This is a genomic window from Candidatus Burkholderia verschuerenii (genome assembly GCF_001189365.1).
In the GTDB taxonomy this organism is placed as follows: domain Bacteria; phylum Pseudomonadota; class Gammaproteobacteria; order Burkholderiales; family Burkholderiaceae; genus Caballeronia; species Caballeronia verschuerenii.
On the sequence record NZ_LFJJ01000012.1, the window covers coordinates 1 to 19397 of the forward strand.

General features: G+C 63.2%; 15 protein-coding genes, 1 tRNA gene and 5 pseudogenes. 11 read left to right on the forward strand and 10 right to left on the reverse strand.

Annotated features, from left to right (window positions below):
- Positions 1 to 313 precede the first annotated feature (313 nt).
- Together BVER_RS04470 and BVER_RS04475 are read right to left on the reverse strand one after the other, a co-directional pair.
- Positions 314 to 1699 (reverse strand): MATE family efflux transporter, encoded by a 1386-nt coding sequence (locus BVER_RS04470; RefSeq protein ID WP_050452261.1) that lies wholly within the window; start codon positions 1697 to 1699, stop codon positions 314 to 316.
- A gap of 131 nt (positions 1700 to 1830) precedes the next feature.
- Positions 1831 to 2052, reverse strand: coding sequence for an RNA-binding S4 domain-containing protein (locus BVER_RS04475; RefSeq protein ID WP_050452262.1), 222 nt, complete (start codon positions 2050 to 2052; stop codon positions 1831 to 1833).
- A gap of 302 nt (positions 2053 to 2354) precedes the next feature.
- Here BVER_RS04475 and BVER_RS36190 point away from each other — a divergent pair.
- The 3 genes and pseudogenes from BVER_RS36190 (at position 2355) to BVER_RS04490 (ending at position 5320) form a co-directional block, all read left to right on the forward strand.
- Positions 2355 to 2764 (forward strand): annotated as a pseudogene (locus tag BVER_RS36190) (hypothetical protein).
- Positions 2765 to 2788: 24 nt separating this feature from the next.
- Positions 2789 to 3046, forward strand: a complete 258-nt coding sequence (locus tag BVER_RS04485; protein WP_050452263.1) for a hypothetical protein — start codon at positions 2789 to 2791, stop codon at positions 3044 to 3046.
- A 162-nt stretch (positions 3047 to 3208) separates the two neighbouring features.
- A complete protein-coding gene (locus tag BVER_RS04490; protein ID WP_050452304.1) occupies positions 3209 to 5320 on the forward strand; it encodes an ATP-dependent helicase in 2112 nt (703 codons plus the stop codon).
- Here BVER_RS04490 and BVER_RS04495 read toward each other — a convergent pair whose 3' ends face one another.
- The 6 genes and pseudogenes from BVER_RS04495 to BVER_RS04520 all read right to left on the reverse strand — a co-directional run bounded on the left by BVER_RS04495 (position 5321) and on the right by BVER_RS04520 (position 9757).
- The gene (locus tag BVER_RS04495) at positions 5321 to 6079 is read right to left on the reverse strand and encodes a DUF4088 family protein (RefSeq protein WP_050452264.1); all 759 of its coding nucleotides are present in this window, start codon (positions 6077 to 6079) and stop codon (positions 5321 to 5323) included.
- A gap of 158 nt (positions 6080 to 6237) precedes the next feature.
- Positions 6238 to 6573: an AzlD domain-containing protein gene (locus BVER_RS04500; protein WP_050452265.1), complete on the reverse strand. Its 336-nt coding sequence runs from the start codon at positions 6571 to 6573 to the stop codon at positions 6238 to 6240.
- Positions 6570 to 7265 carry an AzlC family ABC transporter permease gene (locus tag BVER_RS04505; RefSeq protein WP_083452037.1) on the reverse strand — a complete coding sequence of 232 codons (696 nt, stop codon included), beginning with the start codon at positions 7263 to 7265 and terminating at the stop codon, positions 6570 to 6572. The genes BVER_RS04500 and BVER_RS04505 overlap by 4 nt, the downstream gene beginning before the upstream one ends.
- Before the next feature lie 84 nt (positions 7266 to 7349).
- The gene (locus tag BVER_RS04510) at positions 7350 to 8168 is read right to left on the reverse strand and encodes a helix-turn-helix domain-containing protein (RefSeq protein WP_050452267.1); all 819 of its coding nucleotides are present in this window, start codon (positions 8166 to 8168) and stop codon (positions 7350 to 7352) included.
- A 53-nt stretch (positions 8169 to 8221) separates the two neighbouring features.
- Positions 8222 to 8704 (reverse strand): CreA family protein, encoded by a 483-nt coding sequence (locus tag BVER_RS04515; RefSeq protein WP_050452268.1) that lies wholly within the window; start codon positions 8702 to 8704, stop codon positions 8222 to 8224.
- Between the two features lie 279 nt (positions 8705 to 8983).
- Positions 8984 to 9757, reverse strand: a pseudogene (locus BVER_RS04520) (FadR/GntR family transcriptional regulator).
- Between the two features lie 122 nt (positions 9758 to 9879).
- Here BVER_RS04520 and BVER_RS04525 point away from each other — a divergent pair.
- The 3 genes and pseudogenes from BVER_RS04525 to BVER_RS04535 all read left to right on the forward strand — a co-directional run bounded on the left by BVER_RS04525 (position 9880) and on the right by BVER_RS04535 (position 12604).
- A pseudogene (locus tag BVER_RS04525) lies at positions 9880 to 10623 on the forward strand ((Fe-S)-binding protein).
- Positions 10620 to 12017 carry a lactate utilization protein B gene (locus BVER_RS04530; RefSeq protein ID WP_050452269.1) on the forward strand — a complete coding sequence of 466 codons (1398 nt, stop codon included), beginning with the start codon at positions 10620 to 10622 and terminating at the stop codon, positions 12015 to 12017. The pseudogene BVER_RS04525 and the gene BVER_RS04530 overlap by 4 nt, the downstream one beginning before the upstream one ends.
- On the forward strand, positions 12014 to 12604 hold the full coding sequence (locus BVER_RS04535; RefSeq protein ID WP_050452270.1) for a LutC/YkgG family protein: 591 nt from the start codon (positions 12014 to 12016) through the stop codon (positions 12602 to 12604). Before BVER_RS04530 ends, BVER_RS04535 begins: the two co-directional genes overlap by 4 nt.
- Positions 12605 to 12686: 82 nt before the next feature.
- Here the strand turns inward: BVER_RS04535 and BVER_RS04540 are convergent.
- Positions 12687 to 12762, reverse strand: a tRNA-Asn gene (locus tag BVER_RS04540).
- A 118-nt stretch (positions 12763 to 12880) separates the two neighbouring features.
- Entirely contained in the window at positions 12881 to 13204 is a 324-nt protein-coding gene (gene fdxA, locus BVER_RS04545; protein ID WP_050452271.1) for a ferredoxin FdxA, read from the reverse strand.
- A 326-nt stretch (positions 13205 to 13530) separates the two neighbouring features.
- Between fdxA and pncB the strand changes: the two genes are divergently transcribed.
- The 5 genes and pseudogenes from pncB to BVER_RS04570 all read left to right on the forward strand — a co-directional run bounded on the left by pncB (position 13531) and on the right by BVER_RS04570 (position 19378).
- Positions 13531 to 14721: a nicotinate phosphoribosyltransferase gene (gene pncB, locus BVER_RS04550; protein ID WP_050452272.1), complete on the forward strand. Its 1191-nt coding sequence runs from the start codon at positions 13531 to 13533 to the stop codon at positions 14719 to 14721.
- Between the two features lie 133 nt (positions 14722 to 14854).
- Positions 14855 to 15530, forward strand: a pseudogene (locus tag BVER_RS04555) (LutC/YkgG family protein).
- Positions 15531 to 15534: 4 nt separating this feature from the next.
- A complete protein-coding gene (locus BVER_RS04560) occupies positions 15535 to 16950 on the forward strand; it encodes a sodium:proton antiporter (protein WP_050452273.1) in 1416 nt (471 codons plus the stop codon).
- A 3-nt stretch (positions 16951 to 16953) separates the two neighbouring features.
- Complete coding sequence (locus BVER_RS04565) at positions 16954 to 17937, forward strand: 2-hydroxyacid dehydrogenase (RefSeq protein WP_050452274.1); 984 nt, start codon at positions 16954 to 16956, stop codon at positions 17935 to 17937.
- Positions 17934 to 19378 (forward strand): annotated as a pseudogene (locus BVER_RS04570) (DNA recombination protein RmuC). Before BVER_RS04565 ends, BVER_RS04570 begins: the two are co-directional and overlap by 4 nt.
- Positions 19379 to 19397 lie beyond the last annotated feature (19 nt).

Sequence of the window (19397 nt, forward strand, 5' to 3'; positions counted from 1 at the left end):
GCCATGGCGTAAGCCCTCCCGAGGGCAGGTTGACGAACTGGACATTCATCAACTTACACCACGGCCACCCCTGCCTCTGCGCTCCTGCCGCCTCAGCGTTTTTGCACATCATTCTGCACACTACCGCGAACACTCGCTATCGCTGTGCCAAGTCTAAGGTTCTGTGCCGGGGCCGCTCAAGAAGGTGCTTAGGATCGGCCAAGCGGCTTTCTTTGGTTAATTTCTTTGCCGCCGCAAAGAAAGTGACCCCCCGCCGGGGAGGCGGCTACTGAAAAAAACGCCCCAAAAACCTCAACCGAAGCCACGACCACCATCAACCACAAAACCTACGACTGATCCGATGAAACCGTAAAGTCATCAACACAGCCACACTGGCAAGCCCGGCCGCCAACCCCCACCAAAGCCCCTTAGCGCCAAGCTCGAAATGAAAGGCGAGCACATACCCGGTAGGAAACCCCACGCCCCAATACCCAAAAGCCGCAGCCAGCATCGGCACCCGCGTGTCTTTCAAACCCCGCAGACAACCGGACCCAACAGTCTGCATCCCATCGACGATCTGAAACACGGCCGCCACCCCGAGCAGCGAAGCCGCCAACGACACCGTATGCGCATTCGCCGGATCATCGAGATGAAGATAAAGCCCGACGATCGCATGCGGCGCCACGATCAACACGAGCCCCGAGCACATCATGAAGCCGACCCCGAGCGCCAGCGCGACGAATCCCGCATGCCGCGCGGCGAGCGGCACGCCCGCTCCGATCCAGTAGCCCACGCGCACGTTCGCCGCCTGTCCGATGGCAAGCGGCACCATGAACGCCACCGACGCCACGTTCAGCGCGATCTGATGCGCGGCCAGCGGCGCTTCGCCGAGCAGCCCGACCATCATGCCGGTGGCAAGAAAGAGCGTCGATTCGACGCCGTACGTGATCGCGACTGGCCAGCCGATGCCGAACATTTCGCCCATCAACGGCCAATGCGGCCACGCGCGCACGACGAAATGCCGGTAACGCGGCCGCAGATGCAGGAACGCGACCAGCGCCAGCGCCCTCAGCCAGACCGTGATGCACGTCGCCATCGCCGAGCCGAGGAAGCCTTCGCGCGGCAAGCCGTATGCGCCGTGAATCAGCCCGTAATTGAGAAAGCCGTTGACGAATACGCCGCCGATCGACACCCACAACAGCCGCCGCGCCGCGCCGATCGCGGGCAGAAACGCGCGCATCATGCCGACGTCGATCAGGCTGCCCGGTGTGCCCCAGCGCAGCACCGCGCAATACTCGCCGACGTTCTTCGCCAGCAAGGCGGGTTCGTGGAAAGCGAGCAGGATCGCTTCGGCATAGGAGAGCAGCGCGAACGCCGGCACCGCCAGCAGCAGCGACAGCACGAAACCCGTCCAGTAGATGCTCGGCACGCGCTCGTCCGCATTCGAGCCGCGCGCATGCGCGACCGATACGCTCACCGACGTCAGCACGCCCTGCAACAAGGTGACGACCACGAAGAACAGGTTCGTGCCCAGCCCGCCCGCGGCCAGCGCATCGGGGCCGAGCGAGCCGAGCAGGATGGTGTCGGTGACGCCCATCGCCATTTGCGATAGCTGCGCGATGGCGAGCGGCGCGGCGAGTCGCGCGGTATCGACGGCGTGGCGGGACAGAGTCGGCGGTGGCTGATGCGCGCGTCCGGCGCGCTCGTAGGGCGGTTGCATGCTTGAACTTCGATGGATGGAACCGGCGTCGACGCGAGCGATCGCACGACGATACAGCGCCGGTCCCGCGCTGAAAAACGAAAGACGACTAGCTTATTGCCTGGCGCACGTCGTGTCGATGACGGCCGCGCTCACTCCGGCGCGCGCACGCGGATCGTCTGGCCGTCGAGTTCGACTTTCTGGCCGGCGCGGATCTTCGCGGTCTTGCGCGACTCCACTTTTCCGTCGACGCGCACATCGCCCATCGCGACGCGCGCTTTCGCGGAGCCGCCGCTGTCGGCGAGTCCCATCAGCTTGAGCAGGTTGTGCAGTTCGATGTAGTCGCCCGTGAGGGTGAATTGAAGTGGCGGCATGGCGGGCGGTGCGTGGAGAAAGACGGCAATGATAAGCGAGCGAACCTCACCGGTCGCGGGCACGCCCCCTGCTGGTGCAAACGCGAACGGTCGTATCAGTCGGAAGCGGTTCGAAACCGGAAGTCACAGAATTGTAGCCATCTGAAACCACGGGTAACAATGACTGATTTTCGAGAACTCGTCGGATTTTCGGCCGGTCAGACCGTTTGATCGATGCAGCTTCGGTCATTTTCATCCAATCGACAATCGACAAAGCCGTGCGGCGCTTCGCCCGCCGGTGCAACTAAAGAGAGGACTCGCTCATGACTCAAGCTCGACTTCTGATGATCGGCGCCGCCATTGCCACGCTGAGCGCCACGGGCGCGTACGCGCAGACCGCCGCGCAGCCGACCCAAATGCAGATGCAGGCGCCCGATGCGTCGACCGGAGGCGCGCCCGGCGTCACGCCGCAGCAGCAACGCATGGTCGCGCCCGCGCCGACCGATCCGCTGGTCCAGAAGCGCAACGCCACCGCGCAGGCGAACGCCGAATACAGCGGTCGAAGAAGGCATCGAAGGCCAAACTGAAGGCCTCGAAGCAGCAGGCGAGCGCGCAATACAAGGAAGAGGTGAAGAACGCGAAGATCAATCGCAAGGCCGACAAGGACGCCGCCAAGGCCGAGTTGAACGCCACCGCGCCGGCCGCGCCGAAAGACACCGGCCTGCAGCACTAAGCCATCGATCGAGGAGGACACATCATGAAGCGTCAAACCAACGTATTGCTGGCCGCGCTGATCGCGGGCGCGCTGACGAGCGTGAGCGCGGCATCGTTCGCGCAGACGGCGGCGAGCGGGCCGACCACGGCGGATCAGAAGGCATCGAAGGAGCAGACCAAGGCCGATAAGAAGGCCGCCGTCGCTCAGGCGAAGGCCGACAAGAAGAAGACCGAAGCGCAGTCGGAGGCGAACGAAGCCACCGCCGACGCCAAGGTCAAGAACGCGAAGAAGGCGGAATAACGCGCTTTGGTTCGCGTGGAAAAGCCCGGCCGGCGCATTGCCCGGCCGGGCTTTTTTCTGCGCGCGATTTAGGGCCAAAAGCGTTGTCCCGCCAAGCACTTGCACGCAAAGCTTGTATGGATATACAGTGTGCGTCACTTCATCCCGCCGCCATTCGTCCTCGTGCTCACGCTTCCCGATACCGCCGCCGATTCCTCCTCGACTTCCGATCCGGCCGCAGCCGCCTATCTGGCGAAGCTCAACGAGGCGCAGCGTCGCGCGGTCGAATTCGGCGTCGACGAACCCGGTCGATGCGGCGGCCCGCTGCTCGTGATCGCGGGCGCGGGATCGGGCAAGACCAATACGCTCGCGCATCTGCTGGTGAAGGGCGCGGATCCGCATCGCATTTTGCTGCTGACGTTTTCGCGGCGCGCGGCGCTCGAGATGACGCGACGCGTGACGCGCATCGCCACGCAGGCGCTCGGGTCCAAAAGCGCCATCGCGCAGGGGCTGACGTGGTCGGGCACGTTTCATGGCGTCGGCGCGCGGCTATTGCGCGATTACGCCGATCTCGTCGGGCTCGCGCCGTCGTTCACCATCAACGATCGCGAAGATTCCGCCGATCTGATGAATCTCGTGCGGCATGAGCTCGGACTGTCGTCGAAGGAGAAGCGCTTTCCCGCCAAATCGACCTGCTTCGCGATCTACTCGCGCGTCGTCAACACGGGCGCGTCGTTCGCGCTGGTGCTCGATCAGTCGTTTCCGTGGTGCCGCGAGTGGGAAGCCGATCTCAAGCGTCTGTTCGCCGCGTATGTCGCCGCCAAGCAGGCGCAAAACGTCCTCGATTACGACGATCTGCTGCTTTACTGGTCGCATCTCGCGGCCGAACCGACGATCGCCGCCGATCTGTCGGGCCGCTTCGATCACGTTCTGGTCGACGAATATCAGGACACCAACCGCCTGCAATCCACCATCCTGCTCGCGATGAAACCGGACGGCCGCGGCCTCACGGTCGTCGGCGACGATGCTCAGTCGATCTACTCGTTTCGCGGCGCGACGGTGCGCAATATTCTCGATTTTCCGCAGCACTTCGATCCGCCCGCCGCGACCGTCACGCTCGATCGCAACTATCGTTCGACGCAGCCGATTCTCGAAGCATCGAACGCGGTGATCGATCTCGCGTCCGAGCGCTATACGAAGAACCTGTGGACGGACAAGGCATCGGCGCAGAAGCCGCGCGTCGTGACCGTCGCCGATGAGGCCGATCAGGCGCGTTACGTCGTCGAAAAAGTGCTCGAAGCGCGCGAAGGCGGCATGAAACTCAAGTCGCAGGCCGTGCTGTTTCGCGCGGCGTATCACAGCGCGACGCTCGAAATCGAACTGACGCGGCGGAACATTCCGTTCGTGAAGTTCGGCGGGCTGAAGTTTCTCGATTCCGTTCACGTCAAGGACGTGCTCGCGGTGTTGCGCTGGGCGGAGAATCCGCGCGATCGCGTGGCGGGGTTTCGCGTCGCGCAACTGCTGCCGGGCATCGGGCCGGCGATCGCGGGGCGTCTGCTCGATAGCGTCGCGCAGACCGATGCGCCGAACGCCATCGCGCATTTTCAGGCGCCCGCGCGTGCGAGCGAAGACTGGCCGCGCTTCGTCGGCCTGATGGCGAAACTATGCGGACGCGAATCGGGCTGGCCCGCCGAATTCGAGATGATCCGCCGCTGGTACGAGCCGCATCTGGAGCGCAATCACGAAGACGCGGCCATTCGTATCGGCGATGTATTGCAGATGGAAAGCATCGCGGCGACGTATCCGACGCGCGAGCGCTTTCTCACCGAACTCACGCTCGATCCGCCCGACGCCACCAGCGACGAATCCGGCGTGCCGATGCTCGACGAAGACTATCTGATCCTCTCGACCATCCATTCGGCGAAAGGGCAGGAGTGGCGCAATGTGTTCGTGCTGAACGGCGTCGACGGCTGCATTCCGTCCGATCTCGGCACGGGCAGCGACGAGGAAATCGACGAGGAACGCCGTCTCCTGTACGTGGCGATGACGCGCGCGAAAGAGGATCTGCATATCGTCACGCCGCAGCGCTTCTACGTGCACAACCAGACGCACTTGGGCGACCGTCACGTCTGGGCGCAACGCACGCGCTTCATCCCGCAGCAGTTGATGCAGAAGTTCGAGGCGGCCGCGTGGCCGCCGGTGATCGCGCCGGCCGCGCCGACGGTGGCCGGTCTGGCGGCTGCCGCGAAAGCGAAGATCGATATCGCGGCGCGCCTCAAAAGGATGTGGGACTGATCAGCGCTGCGTGCGGGCGCGCATCCGTGGCGGCGGCGCGAAGATCGCGCGCAGCCACGATGCGAAGCGCGTGAAGCCGTCGTACGGTTCGTCGACGAACAGTTCGGGCCGCAGCGAGCGCATGTATTCGAGCACTTGCTGCGCTTCTTGCTTCTGGATCGAACCGAAATAGATGCCCAGACGCAGCAGACAACGCAACTCGCCGAGCTTCTCGCGCGCATTCGAACCGACGCTGTTTTCCACGGCGATCTTCGTTTCGTACACGCGCTGACGCAGCGAATCGGCGAGACGCCAGGCCGGCGTCTGCATGCGCGTTTCGACGTCGCGAATATCTTCGGTGGCGGATTTGATCTGCGTGGCGAGCGCTTCGATCTGCGAGGCATCGCCCTTGGCTTCGGTGACGATGGCCGTCGCCAGTTCGCGCGACGCGGTGATCAGATCCTCGGCGGTCCAGTCCGGCCGGATCGCGAACGCGAAGCCGTGTTCGGCGGCCTGGCGAATCAGGATTTCGACGACTTCGGGGAATTCCTTGTCGAGCGCGCGCTTGGCCCACGCGTACTGGCCGTGCGTGAGCATGCGCTGCACCGCCTGCTCGGTGAGCGGTGTCGGATTGTCCAGCAATTTCGCGCGAAGAAAATCTTCGAACGAGGGCGTGACGAAATGCGGGTCGAGCTTGAGCGACAGACGCAGAAACGTCTCGAAGTCTCGCTGCAACGACGCGACGGTCTCTTCGCGTAACGAAAGGGTGATTTGACGCATGTTGGTTCCCGGTTCCGCAGCCGTTTTTCGGTCGCGGCAAAGCTTTCGGCGCCGCTCTCTAGGCGGAGTCCGTTCGTTACAGATATCGGCGATCTGGACGAGAACTTGAGAGCGCGATGCGTGCTGCCTGAAAGCAGGCTGTTTGCGTCGAATCAGGGTCAGCGCAACACCGCGAATTGCCACGCGAAAAACACAGCCAGCGACACCGCGATGGTCAGCAGCGGACGCTTCGTCAGCACGCACACGGCGATGGCGACGAGCGCCGCGACCAGCTGCGGATTGCGCCACGTGAGCTCGGCGGTTTCGCCGTGCGGCGATACCGTCATCGGCACGATGATGGCGGTCAGCACCGTCACCGGGACGAAGCTCAGCGCCGTGCGCCCGATCGGCGGAAAGGGCAGCCGTTCGCCGAGCACGAACACCGCCGCGCGAATCAGATACGTGATCAGCGCCATGCCGAGGATCAGCAGCACGTAGTTCGATGTCGCGTTCATTGCGTGCGCTCCTTGGCGTTGCGTGCATTGCGTGCGTTCCGTGCGCGTGGGCGGCTTTCCATCATCGTCACGATCATCCCGACGGCGACGCCGACCAGCACCGCCGCCAGCAAGCCGAGCTTGTACGGCCATCCCTGCCACGCGAACGACAGCACGCCCGCCGCCAGCGATGCCGCCACGAACCGCACCGCCACCAGCTGAGGCACGATGATCGCGATAAACGTCGCGACCATCGCGAAGTCGAGTCCGAGCGACTTGAGGCCGGGAAACGCCGCGCCGAACAGCAGACCCAGCAGCGTCCACGCTTGCCAGTTGAGATACATCGACAGACCCGAGCCGAAGAAGTAATGTGGCCCGACCGTGCCCGCCGGATATTTCCGGTAATGCGCGTAGGCGACCGCAAACACTTCGTCGGTGAGCAGGCCGGACAGCGCCCAGCGCCAGCGCGTGGGCAGATGCGCGACGTAGGGCGCGAGCGTCGCCGAATACAGGATGTGCCGCAGATTGACGACGAAGGTCGTCGTCCAGATCACGGCGAAGCTGGCGTGCCCCGCGATCAGCCCGACCGCGATAAATTGCGCCGAGCCCGCGAACACAGCGAGCGACATGAGCTGACCGTGCCACAGCGTGAGCGGACTGGCCGTGACGAGCGTGCCGAAGATGACGCCGAAGGGCGCGGCGCCGACCATCATCGGAATGGTGTCGCGGGCGCCTGCGGCGAATTTCGGAGGATACGGCGGGCGTATTGTGTCGCGCTTGTACGTTCTTGCGCTGCTTTAGCGCCAGCGTCCCGGCGGCACGCCGAACGCGCGTTTGAAATGCCGCGTGAAGTGACTTTGATCGGTGAAGCCGCTGGCCGCCGCGACTTCTGTGACGGACGCGCCCGCGCGCAAGGCCGGCAACGCCTTGACGATCCGCAACTGATTGCGCCACGCATGCGGCGCGAGCCCGGTTTCGCGCGTGAAAAGCCGCGCCGCATGAAACGTCGACAGCCCGACGGTCTGGGCCAGTTCCGCTAGCGTGACGGGCGCGAGCAGATCGTCGGCGAGGCGCGATTTCATCGTTTCGATGCGCGTCGCGTCGGAGGCGAGCGTGACGATCGACGGTCGTTCCAGCGCATGGCGCGCGATCAGCGTCGTCACGGCATCGATGAGCGTGGTTTCGGCGGCGAGCGGATCGGCGTCGTTTTCGAGCGCGTTGTGCGCGATCACTAAACGCTGCGCGAGATCGGCATCGCGGATTGCGGCTGCGGGAAACCAGGTCGATGCCGCGCGCCCGGTCATCTCGCGCGCGAGATCCTCGACGAATGCCGGCGGCAGATAGAACACGCGATAGCGCCAACCGAAATCGACCGCCCGCGCGCCCGTATGCAGTTCGCCCGGATTGATCACCGGCACCGTGCCCGCTTCCGCGACGTGATGCCCGCCGCGATAGTCGTAGCACTCCGCGCCGGCTTCGATCACCTGCACCGTGTAGGCGTCGTGCCAGTGCGGCGTGAATTCGTGATCGTAGTATTCGGCCATGACCATATCCGCGCCGGGCAGGAGCGGCGAGCGCCAGTAGCGTGGAGCGTTGCGGAAATGGGCGGCGTTCATGAGGCCATCGACGGTCGATCAGCGAATCGTTCAGTCTACAACGTTGTCGCGGTTCATTTCATCGGGATGGTCGTGCCCTCGGGCATCGGCACGGCGGTGACGCTGTTCTTCGCGCTGCCCGTCGCGATGCGGTCGCTATAGGTCAGATAAACGAGCGTGTTGCGCTTGGTATCGACCACCCGCACCACATGCAAGGTCTTGAAGATGAACGACATTCCCGCCGAGAACACGTCGGTCTTCTGCTTGAGCGGCTGCGCGATCTTGATCGGTGCGACCTGACGGCAGGCGATCGACGCTTCGGTCGGATCTTCGGCGATGCCGAGCGTGCCCTTGACGCCGCCCGTGCGCGCCAGCGACACGTAGCACGTCACGCCTTCCACGAGCGGATCGTCGTACGCTTCGACGGTGACGCGATCGGAGCCGGTGAAACGGAAATTGGTGTTGACGCTGGCGATCTCTTCCGCGTGCGCGATGCCCGCGCCGAAGATCGCGACCGGTGCTGCGAGCGCCGCTGCGAGAGTGAGGGAGCGTTTCATCGGAATCCTTCGGAAAAGAGAAAGGGCGTCGTATTGTAGCGACGCCCTTGCTTTTTTCGTTCGGAACCGGTGCTCAATGGAAAATCAGATACAGAATCACGAGAACCACGACCGGTACGCCCAGCAGCCATCCGAGGAGATAAGGCATGTCATCCTCCATTCGCGTGTTGTTTTCGACGATTTCAGTATCGCGAAAACGAAAGCCGCGCGTCAGCCGTGTGCGTCTGAAATCCGTGTAGGCGATGTCCTATCGTTACTTACGATCGCGTTACGCAATCGTCATTTCATAAGCGGCGTGGCGGCGGCGTCGCGCGGCTTTTTCGGCGGACGATCGCGATACAGCGTGCGCACCATATTCGAGATGGGCGCTGGCGGCATCGCGGGCGCGCGGGGCATCGCTGGCGACGATCGCCTCGTAGATCGCGCGATGCTGTGCCAGCAGACTGGCTTCGATCGCATCGTCGTAATCGACCAGCCGATGCGAGGGTGAGCATTGACTCGCGCAGCAATTCGTTCAAACCGTGCATGACGTGCGTCAGCGCGACATTGTGCGTGGCATCGGCGATGGCGAGATGAAAGGCGAAAGGCGGCATCCTTTTCCGCGATGCGCGCGCTTTTCTCGCTGACGGCGGCCTGCAGCGCCGCATACGCTTCGCCTATGCTCGCAAGATCATCTTCGTTGGCGCGCTCGGCGGCGTAGGCGGTCGACAGCATTTCCAGTCCGTGACGCAGTTCGAGCACGTCGGCGCTGGCGTCGGGCTGCTGCTCGAGCAAGGCCGCCAGCGGATGCGACACCAGCGGCGCGGTCACATCCGACACCACGAAACCGCCGCGTCCCACCGCGCGGATGAATCCGTCCGATTCGAGCCGGATCAGCGCCTCGCGCAATGACGGCCGCGACACGTTCAACTGCTCCGCGAGATCGCGTTCGGCGGGCAGGCGCTGGCCGGGCAGCAGCGTGCCGTCGGAGATCAATTGCCTGATCTGGCCCGACACGACATCGGAAAGACGCACGCGCGCGTAGGCGTGCGGATGGACGGGCTGGAAGGTCATTGCGGTGCTTGAGTAAAGCGATCGGCTTTGGATTACCCTAGTTTGACACGATTCCCGCATCTCTTTAAAGTCTTGGTCAGACCAAGCTGACCAAGCGCTGTTCCCCACATGCGCCTCACGCCATGAAAGTTGCCCTGTTCGTCCCCTGTTTTATTGATGCGTTCTATCCGCAGGTCGGCATCGCCACGCTCGAACTGCTTGAACGGCTCGGCGTCGACGTCGACTATCCGCAAGAGCAAACCTGCTGCGGCCAGCCGATGGCCAACAGCGGCGCGCATAAGGAAGCGGCCGGCGCCGAGCGCGTATTTGCGCGTAACTTCGCCGATTAAGATTACATCGTGGGTCCATCGGCGAGTTGTACGCATCATGTGCGCGAGCATTTCATCGCCATCGAACAGACCAGCGCGGTGCAGAAAGTCCGGCGGAATACCTTCGAACTGGTCGAATTCCTGCACGATGTGCTAAAAGTGCGCGAGTTTCCGTGGGCCGAATTCCCGCATCGCGTCGGGCTGCACAACAGTTGCAGCGCGGTGCGGCATCTGCGCGAGACGTCGAATTCGGAAGTCGCCGGCCAGGCGTATTCGAAGCCGCGCGCGTTGCTCGAAGGCGTGAAGGGCATCGAGTTCGTGTCGCCCGCGCGTCCCGACGAATGCTGCGGATTCGGCGGCACGTTTTCCGTCACCGAAGAAGCCGTGTCGGTGCGCATGGGGCAGGACAAGGTGCGCGATCACGTCGGCGCGGGCGCGGAATATATCGTCTCGGGCGATATGTCGTGCCTGATGCATCAGCAAGGCTGTGCCGAACGCCTGAAGCTCGACGCGCGCTTCATCCATATCGCGCCGGTTCTGAACGGAGCGCGCGCATGAGCAAAACGATTCGCATCGATCACGCGAAGGCGGCGGGCGCGTTCCTGCAGAAGCCCGATCACGTCGCCTTCCACGACAAGCGTCTGTGGGACCTGCGCTCCAAGCGCGATGCGCAGGCGCACGGCATCCCCGAATGGGAAACGATGCGCGAGCTGGCGTCGGGCATCAAGGAACACACGCTGTCGAATCTCGCCGAGTACATCGGCCAGTTCGTGGATCAGGCGGAGAAGAACGGCGTCGTCGTGCATTTCGCGGCCAATGCGGAAGAGCACAACGAACTGGTCTACAAGCTGATGAGCGAGCGCGGCATGACATCGCTCGTGAAGAGCAAGTCGATGCTCACCGACGAATGCTATATGCGCGACTATCTGGAGCCGCGCGGCAGCGGCATCACGGTGATGGAAACCGATCTCGGCGAGCGTATCCAGCAGCTCGATCATCAGGACCCGAGCCATATGGTCGTGCCGGCCGTGCACAAGCTGCGCGCGGACGTTGCCGAACTGTTCGGCAAGACCATCGGCACCGATCCGAAGAACAGCGATATCCACTATCTCGCCGAAAGCCAGCGCATGAATACGCGGCCGTACTTCGTGCGCGAAAAGACCGCGGGCATGACCGGCTGCAACTTCGCGGTGGCGGAGACGGGCACGGTCGTCGTCTGCACGAACGAGGGCAACGCCGATTTGTCGGCGAACGTGCTGCCGCTGTATATCGCGTCGATCGGCATCGAAAAGCTGATTCCGACGATCGCCGATCTCGGCGTGTTCGTGCGCATGCTGTCGCGCAGCGCGCTCGGCTCGCCGATCACGCAATACACGTCGCACTTTCGCGCGCCGCGTCCTGGCACGGAGATGCACTACATCCTCGTCGATAACGGCCGCTCCGAACGGCTCGGGATGGACGACTTCTGGTTCTCGCTCAAATGCATCCGCTGCGGCGCGTGCATGAATACGTGTCCGGTGTATCGGCGCAGCGGCGAGTTGTCGTACGGCGGCACGTATTCGGGGCCGATCGGCGCGATCATCAATCCCACTTACGATCTCAAGCGCTACAGCGCGCTGCCGTTCGCCTCGACGATGAACGGCAGTTGCACCAACGTGTGCCCGGTGAAGGTGAATATTCACGAGCAGATCTACAAGTGGCGCGCGGTGATCGCGGAAAAGCACGAAGTGCCGTTCGTGAAGCAGGAAGTGCTGAAGATGGCGGGGCGGCTGCTCGCCAGTCCGACGCTTTATCGCGGCACGGTGGCGTCGCTCGGCGGGGCGCTCAAGCGGTTGCCCAACTTCGTGCTGTACAACCCGCTCAATATCTGGGGACGCGGACGCGATCTGCCCGAAGCGCCCGCCGAGACATTCCACGAGTGGTACAAAAAGAACCGGAAGCCAGCCAAATGACGACGCGCGAAGCCTTTCTATCGAAGATCCGTTCGGCCCAGCCCGCGTCGCGGCCGCGTCCCGATGTGCCGGTTTTTCCGACGCCCGCAGGCGATTTGCGCGAGCGCTTCACGGCCGCGCTGACGCCGATGGGCGGCATCTGCGTCGACGCGTCCGGGCTCGACGACGTGAACGCGCTGATCGCGTCGCGATTCGGGAGCGACGCGGCGGTTGCATCGGCGGTGGCGGGTGTGAAGGGCACGCGCGAAGTATCGGCGGATACGGTGCCGGCATCGCTCGAAAACGTCGATGTGGGCGTTGTGCGGGCACGCTTCGGCGTCGCGGAAACCGGCTCGGTGTGGTTCAGCGAGCAGGAGTACGTCGTCAATTCGATCGGCTATATCGTACAGCATCTGGTCGTGTTGCTCGATCCGTCGCAACTCGTCGAAGGCTTGCAGCAGGTTTATCGGCGCGACGATTTCAAATCCGCGCGCTATGCGGCGCTCGTCACCGGACCGTCCGCGACGGCGGATATCGAAGGCGTGCTGATTCGCGGCGCGCAGGGCGTGCGATCGCTGACCATCGTGTGGCTCGCCGATAATCAATGACGTCCGATAGCGCGCGACAACAAAATTAAGTGCCGGAAACGCAAAAAGCCCAGTCGACTGACTGGGCTTTTTGCTGGAGTTTTGGCTCCCCGACCTGGGCTCGAACCAGGGACCTACGGATTAACAGTCCGGCGCTCTACCGACTGAGCTATCGGGGAACATCTACAGCAGAGGCATGGGATTATAGGGAGCGTTTGCTACCCTGTCAACGCCAATTCCTCATCTCATACAGCTTTTTGCAATTACGCGAAAGGCCTGAAAGCGCCACACGCGGGCTTAACGCTCGAGCATGTCCAGCTTGTCCTTCACGTCCTTGAAGTCGTCCGAATCGGGCAGCGGCGCCTTGGTCTTGGTGATGCTCGGCCAGTTGCGCGACAGTTCGGCGTTCAGCTCGGTGAAGTGCTGCTGATCGCCGGGGACGTCTTCCTCGGCATAGATGGCGTTGACCGGGCACTCGGCGACGCACACGGCGCAGTCGATGCACTCGTCCGGATCGATTGCGAGGAAGTTGGGACCTTCGCGGAAGCAATCCACCGGGCACACGTCCACGCAATCGGTGAACTTGCACTTGATGCAGCTTTCGGTCACAACGTGAGTCATTCGGGCTCCTGCGTGCGGAATCTGTGGGGGCAGCGCCCTTTCTTCGGCTCCCGCGGACTCAGGCGAGCCGCGAGGACAGGGGGCACTTGCTAAAACGCATATTGTAGCGTAACGGTCAATTTCGGAGCGAGTGCGGCAGTGCACGCTTTATATCGAATCGCAATGTGAATATGCATGCGCGTCGATCGGCCGATGCGCCTGCGTCGAAAGCGTCTAAAAGGGTTCGCATGACCGGTGAATCGGGCCGCATTCGGGTAACATGACTTCGAAGACTCGCGCTTCGAGACGGCGCGCGGTCACCTTGCATCGATGTTTCAGTCAGAACCATGATCATCAATTCGCTGCTCGACACCGACCTCTATAAATTCACGATGATGCAGGTCGTCCTGCATCACTTTCCGGCGGCGCATGTCGAATACCGCTTCCGCTGCCGCACGCCCAAGGTCGATCTCGTGCCGTATATCGACGAGATTCGCGACGAAGTGCGTCAGCTCTGCAACCTGCGCTTCAAGGAAGAAGAGCTCGAGTATTTGCGGACGATGCGCTTCATCAAGAGCGATTTCATCGACTTTCTGGCACTGTTCCATCTGAACGAGAAGTCGATCCGCATCGCGCCGTCGCCCAAGGGGAACGGCGAGATCGACATCATGATCGAAGGGCCGTGGCTGCATACGATTCTCTTCGAGATTCCGGTGCTCGCCATCGTCAACGAGGTGTATTTCCGCAATACGCAGCGCAAGCCCGGGTTCCAAACCGGCCGCGAGCGTCTGCGTGACAAGATCAAGCTGCTGGTCACGCCGCCCGAATATTCGGATTGCAAGATCGCCGATTACGGCACGCGCCGCCGCTTCTCCAAGCAGTGGCACGAAGAAGTACTGATGACGCTCAAGGAGCGTCTCGGCGCGCAGTTCGCCGGCACCAGCAACGTGCTGTTCGCGATGCAGCACGGCCTGCGTCCGCTCGGCACGATGGCGCATGAATACCTTCAGGCGTGTCAGGCGCTCGGTCCGCGTCTGCGCGATTCGCAGATTTTCGGCTTCGAGATGTGGGCGAAGGAATATCGCGGCGACCTCGGTATCGCGCTGTCGGATGTCTACGGCATGAAGGCGTTTCTGCGCGACTTCGACATGTACTTCTGCAAGCTGTTCGACGGCGCGCGCCACGATTCGGGCGACCCTTTCGACTGGGGCGAGCGGCTGCTTCGCCATTATGAAGAAAACCGCTGCGATCCGCGCACCAAGATTCTTGTCTTCTCGGACGCGCTGGATATTCCCAAGGTGCTGCAACTGTATGAGCGTTTCCGCGGACGCTGCCAGCTCGCGTTCGGCGTCGGCACCAATCTGACCAACGACCTCGGTTATCAACCCTTGCAGATCGTCATCAAGATGGTTCGCTGCAACGGTCAGCCGGTCGCCAAGCTGTCCGATTCGCCGGGCAAGAATATGTGCGACGACAAGGCTTATCTCGCGTATCTGCGTCAGGTGTTCGGCATTCCGCAGCCCGTCGGCGAAGACTGATCGCGCGAACGTGCATTCGGCTTATGCCGTTCGGCCGAGCTTCGTGCGGCGAAGGCGCTCGTTATAATTTCGAACGCGTCGCATGAAGCATGCGGCGCACGCACTTCGGGCACGCATTCACGAGGACGGCACTATGGATACATCGGCCGCGCGCCGCAATATTCTCGCGCGCATTCGCAGCGCGCAGGGCAGACGTGGCGTCGAGCCGAGCGATGCGGAGCGCGCCACCGCCACGGATTACGTGCAGCGTCATCCCGCCGGCCCGCGTCCGCCGTTGCCCGCCACGCGCGACGAACTGATCGGCGCGCTTCCGTCTCGAAGCCGAACGTCTGTCGACGACCGTCGCCGAAGTCGAATCGCTCGCCGATGCCCCCGTGGAAGCCGCGCGCTATCTTCAGTCGTCCGCGCTTCCCACCGATGCGGTCGCGTGGCCCGCGCTCGCCGATCTGCCGTTCGCGGCGTCGGGTATTCAGACGGTGTTTCGCAAGCCCGAGGACGCCGATCTCGTCGGTATCACCGGATGTTTTTGCGCGACCGCCGAAACCGGTTCGCTCGTGCTGCTGTCCGGACCGGACACGCCCGCGTCCGCCGCGCTTTTGCCGCAGACGCATATCGCCATCGTGCCGGCGTCGCGCATCATCGCGGCGCATGAAGACGCCTTCGCGCTGATTCGCGCGGAACGCGGCGAGTTGCCGCGCGCGGTGAACTTCGTTTCCGGACCGTCGCGCACGGGCGATATCGAACAGACTATCGTGCTCGGCGCGCATGGGCCGTATCGCGTGCATGTGATCGTCGTGCGCGGAGCCTGACACGGTGCGCCGTGCATTGCCATGCGGGCTCGCGGCGCTCGGCGCGCCGTTGAGCGCATCGGCCGCTTCGGTCGACGGCGCGACGCTTTCCGCCGCGTGGGGGATCCCGTTCGTCGGCATCTTGCTGTCGATCGCGGTGTTTCCGCTCGTCGCGGGCAAGTTCTGGCATCACCATTACGGCAAGGTCGCGGCGCTCTGGGCCATCGCGTTTCTCGTGCCGTTCGCCGTCGCGTTCGGCGTCGGCACGGCGGGCGGCGTGCTCGTGCATGCGCTGCTCGAAGAATACGTGCCGTTCATCGTCCTGCTTGCGTCGCTTTATACGGTGGCGGGCGGCATCTGCGTGCGCGGCAATCTGCATGGTTCGGCGCGGCTCAACACCGGATTGATCGCGCTCGGCACCGCGCTTGCGAGCATCATGGGCACCACGGGCGCGGCCATGCTGCTGATCCGCCCGTTGCAGCGCGCCAACGACAATCGCAAGCATGTCGTGCATGTGGTCGTATTCTTTATCTTTCTGGTTGCGAACGCGGGCGGCTCGCTGTCGCCGCTCGGCGATCCGCCGCTGTTCTTGGGCTTTCTGAACGGCGTCTCGTTCTTCTGGACGACGGTGCATCTCGCGTTGCCCATGCTGTTCATCTGCATCGTGCTGCTCGCGTTGTTTTACGCGCTCGACAGTTATTACTGGCGCAGAAAAGAGGAGTCGCGCGGCGCGTTTGCCGATCCAACGCCGGATACGCAACCGCTCGGCATCGACGGCAAGATCAACTTCGTGTTGCTCGTGGCGATCGTCGCGCTGGTGCTGATGAGCGGCATCTGGAAGCCGGGCGTGTTCTTCGACGTCGTCGGCACGCATGTGGCCTTGCAGAACATCGTGCGCGATGTCGCGCTGCTCGGCGTGCTCGGTGCATCGCTTGCGCTCACGCCCAAACGCGCGCGCGAAGGCAACGCGTTCGACTGGGCGCCGATCGTGGAAGTGGCCAAACTGTTCGTGGCGATCTTCATCACTATCGCGCCGGTCATCACGATTCTGCGCGCGGGCGAGGCGGGCGCGTTCGCGGGCATCGTGCTCGCGGTGTCCGACGCGCAGGGCAAGCCTGTCGATCTCGCCTATTTCTGGGCAACCGGCCTGTTGTCCTCGTTCCTCGACAACGCGCCGACTTATCTCGTGTTCTTCAATCTCGCGGGCGGCGACGCCCACACGCTCATGACCACCGATGCCACCACGCTCGCCGCCATTTCGGCGGGCGCGGTGTTCATGGGCGCGAATACGTATATCGGCAACGCGCCGAATTTCATGGTGAAGGCGATCGCTGAATCGCGCGGCGTCCGCATGCCGGGCTTTTTCGGCTATCTGGGCTGGTCGTGCATCGTCCTTCTGCCGCTTTTCGCCGTCATGGGCTGGCTATTTTTCCTGGAGTAACCGATGAAGAAGAAAGTACTCGTCGCGCGTCCCACGTTCCCCGATGTGATCGAGCGCCTCAAGCAGTATTTCGATGTCGAAGTGAATCCGGGCGACGTGTTGCCGCAAGCGGAATTCCAGCGCCGCATCGCCGACAAGGACGGCGTGTTCGCGGCCGGCGAACTCGTCGGCGAGAAGGAACTGGCGGGCGCGCCGAATCTGAAGGTCGTCGCCAACATGGCCGTCGGCTACAACAACTTCGACATGCACGCGTTCGACGCGCACGGCGTGCTCGGCACCAACACGCCGAACGTGCTCAACGAAACCACCGCCGATTTCGGCTGGGCGCTGATGATGGCGGCGGCGCGTCGCGTCACCGAATCGGAGCACTTTCTGCGCGCGGGCAAGTGGCAGAAATGGTCGTTCGATTCGTTTCTCGGCGGCGACGTGTACGGCTCGACGCTCGGCGTGATCGGCATGGGACGTATCGGGCAAGCGCTGGCGCGGCGCGCGACCGGCTTCGACATGCGCGTGATCTATCACAACCGCTCGCGCGTCGCGCCCGAGATCGAGTCGAAGCTCAACGCGGAGTACGCGTCGAAGGAAGAGTTGCTCAAGCGCGCGGATCACGTCGTGCTCGTCTTGCCGTACACGAAGGAGAACCATCACACTATCGGCGCGAAGGAAATCGCCTTGATGAAGCCGACCGCGACGCTGACGAATATCGCGCGCGGCGGCATCGTCGACGACGTGGCGCTGATTCAGGCGCTGCGCGAGAATCGCATCGCGGCGGCGGGGCTCGACGTGTTCGAGGGCGAGCCGAACTTCAATCCCGATTTCCTCGTGCTCGATAACGTCGTGCTGACGCCGCATATCGCCAGCGCCACCGAGGCCACGCGCCGCGCGATGGCCAATCTCGCCGCCGACAACCTCATCGCCGGATTGGGCGAAGGTCCGCGCGCGGGCAATCCGCCGAATCCCATCAACCCGGACGTGCTGAAGAAATGATCGACATGCTGTACGGCGCGGTCGCGCTTCTCGCGATCGCGCTGGTCATTGCGCTGATCGCGTTGTTCGTCGTGCTCAAGCGCGGCGCGAACGACGACGTGATCGACGAATTCGCGTCGCTCGCCGATCACGTCAACGACATGGGCGAAGCGCGCGCGGGCAGGAGCGGCTCGAACGCGGCTTGCGCGGCGATATCGCGGAAACGGCGCGCGTGTCGCGGATGGAATCGCAAAGCGGCTTCGCGCAGTTTCATCAGACGCTGTCGACGCAACTGGCGAGTACATCGAACGTGCAGAACGCGCAGTTCGACGCGCTCGCCCAGCAGCTCGCGCAGCAAAGCCAGCAGGCGCGCGACGATCAGAGCAACGCGCTCAAGCGTTTCGCCGATTCGATGACGCTGCATCTCGGCCAGTTGTCCGAGGCGAACGAGCGGCGGCTCGGCGAAGTGCGCGCGACGCTCGAGGCGCGGCTCAAGGATATCGAGTCGAACAATGCCGCGAAGCTGGAGGAAATGCGCCGCACCGTCGATGAAAAGCTTCACGCGACGCTGGAGCAACGCCTCGGCGAATCGTTCAAGCTGGTGTCGGACCGGCTGGAACAGGTGCATCGAGGACTCGGCGAAATGCAGACGCTGGCGGCGGGCGTCGGCGATCTGAAGAAGGTGCTGACCAACGTCAAGACGCGCGGCATCTGGGGCGAAGTGCAACTGGAATCGCTGCTGGAACAACTGCTGACGCCGGATCAATACGCGAAGAATGTCGCGACCATTCCGAAAAGCAACCAACGCGTCGAATTCGCGATCAAGCTGCCCGGCCGTCACGATGCGCCCGGCGCGCCCGGCGATGCGGCCACGCCCGTGTGGCTGCCGATCGACGCAAAATTTCCGCGCGAAGACTACGAGCGTCTGATCGACGCGCAGGAACGCGCGGATCCGGTCGCGGTGGAAGAGGCATCGCGTGCGCTGGAAGGGCGGCTGCGCGCGGAAGCGAAATCGATCGCGATGAAATACGTCGCGCCGCCGCACACGACCGATTTCGCGTTGCTGTTTCTGCCGACCGAAGGTTTGTATGCCGAAGTGTTGCGTCGTCCGGGCCTGAGCGACTTTTTGCAGCGCGAGTATCGCGTGAGTATCGCCGGTCCCACCACGCTGACGGCGCTGCTGAACAGTTTGCAAATGGGCTTCAGGACGCTGGCCATCGAAAAGCGCTCGAGCGAGGTGTGGCAGGTGCTCGGCGCGGTCAAGACCGAGTTCGGCAAGTTCGGCGACGTGCTGGCGCGCACGAAAACGCAGCTCGAAACCGTCACGCGTTCCATCGAAGCGGCGCAGACGCGCACGCGTCAGATGAACAAGCGTCTGCGCGATGTAGAAGCCTTACCGGGAGAACAGATGCCGGACCTGCTGGGAGAGTTGTCGTCGCCCGAAAGCGACGACGAGACGTGATGGCTGACGACGTGATGAC